General features: G+C 50.1%; 3 protein-coding genes. All 3 read right to left on the reverse strand.

What is annotated here, in order from left to right; translation table 11 throughout:
• A partial coding sequence (locus tag B2899_RS01405) for a rod shape-determining protein (RefSeq protein ID WP_286883493.1) occupies positions 1 to 174 on the reverse strand: 174 nt, incomplete at its 3' end.
• Positions 175 to 275: 101 nt separating this feature from the next.
• Positions 276 to 989: a RadC family protein gene (gene radC / locus B2899_RS01410; protein ID WP_281285963.1), complete on the reverse strand. Its 714-nt coding sequence runs from the start codon at positions 987 to 989 to the stop codon at positions 276 to 278.
• A gap of 91 nt (positions 990 to 1080) precedes the next feature.
• Entirely contained in the window at positions 1081 to 1686 is a 606-nt protein-coding gene (locus B2899_RS01415; RefSeq protein WP_146808332.1) for a Maf family protein, read from the reverse strand.
• Positions 1687 to 1960: the final 274 nt, after the last annotated feature.

Raw genomic sequence — 1960 nt, forward strand, 5'->3', positions numbered from 1 at the left:
CGTTCTTCCGATCATGCTTTTGGCCGAATTTCCCACTGCCTCAATACTTCCCGTGTCTGTGCGCAGCGCCACTACAGACGGCTCCCGAACAACAATTCCTTTTGACTTCGCATATACAAGCGTATTGGCCGTACCCAGGTCAATACCCATATCTCTATTAAAGCTACCAAACATTGGTGTAATTTCTCCCTTCATGATTAGCGCGTATGTAGTCTTGCGACAACTATAAAATTATACTGAAACCGCGTACTTTTTCAATAAGTAAAAGGATAGCATTATACAAAATGCCCTTTCTCTTTCAAACTGTAAAATCGGCCATCCCCAATGATGACGTGATCGAGCAATTCGATGCCCAGAATGCGCCCCGCTTCCTGCAGGCGGCGTGTTACATCGATATCTTCCCGGCTCGGCGCCGGGTCTCCGCTCGGATGGTTATGAAGGCATATCACGGAGGCACTGCTGCGGCGAATTGCTTCTTTGTACACTTCGCGGGGATGGACAATGGATGAGTTCAAACTTCCGATGAAGATCGTTTCTCTACCGATAATATGATTCTTCGTATTGAGGTATAAGCAGACAAAGTGCTCCTGCGTATGATAGCGCATCTCTTCCATCATGATGTCCGCCGCATCCTTTGGCGAACGGATGGCAATTCTGTCAGAAGGAAGCGCGCTGCTCATTCGCTTGCCCAGCTCAAGCCCTGCCATGATCAACAGTGCTTTGGCCGGCCCGATTCCTTTGAGTGCAGTCAGTTCTTCGAAAGAAGTAGACTTCAACCCACGCAAGCCCCCCACCTGGTTCAATACCCGACAGGAAAGCGACATCACCGATTCTTCGGTGGACCCGGTACGCAGCAGTATTGCAAGCAATTCCGCATTCGATAGCGCACCCGGTCCGGCTTGAATCATGCGCTCGCGCGGTCTGTCCGACGCAGGTATCTCCTTCAGTGCCGGATAATAGTTCTGAGACAGCATATCCTTTTGGTCCATATGGACTCCCCCATTTCATTTAAATCCGGGGTGCTTCTTGCTGCCCTGCTTATGGTGTCTCCCCATAGACGCCTTTTCACTGATCCGGCGTCTACAGTAATTTTACACCAAATTCTTCCAGAAAGTCACTAACTAATGCTACCGGCAGACCCACTACGGAGAAATAATCCCCCTCAAGGTGGGAGACGAGCGTCGCTCCGTATCCTTGAATGCCGTATGCGCCCGCTTTATCCATCGGCTCGCCGGTAGCGATATAACGACGGATACGGTCCGGCGTAAGCTCTCGCATCGTGACATTTGTCGCACGAAAACCCACTTTCTCTCTACCGGTCGCCGTATCGATTACGCACAATCCGGTATATACCGTATGCGTCCTGCCCGCAAGCCGTGACAGCATTCGAAACGCTTCTTCTTCATGCTCGGGTTTTCCCAGTATCTCTCCATCGAGCACCACAACGGTGTCGGAGCCGATGATAAGATACGCCTCGTCTTCATTGTCCGCGAGCGAGAATGCCACGTCCCGTGCTTTACGCTGTGCGAGAATGGTCACGAATTCTTCGGGAGCTACCCGCTCCTCGACGACTTCGCTCGCAACGCTCGGCTGCACGGTAAATGTCAGGCCAAGCCCGGCCAACAATTCTTTGCGTCTGGCCGAAGCTGACGCCAGAACAATGGAAGGCTGGTTTGCTTTCGACAATTGGTTCACCTGCTTCTACTAATTGATGCAAAGATGCTGTGAATACATGCTTCTTCTTCCTTATAGACATATATCATATTAAGTTTAGCAAAGACACATGGGCAGTACAACAACGAAAAACTGCCTGAAAAAGAAAAGGGAACGGTCATATTCCGCTCCAACGATAAAAGTCTATCGCGTTATAGCCTGCTGCCACTTTTTGTAAGAAGAAATAAACTGCAACATATTTTCTTCCGCCTGCCAAAGGTACGTCCGGTTCGGCTGGCTTGCAAAT

This window comes from Aneurinibacillus sp. UBA3580, assembly GCF_002375825.1.
GTDB lineage: Bacteria > Bacillota > Bacilli > Aneurinibacillales > Aneurinibacillaceae > Aneurinibacillus > Aneurinibacillus danicus.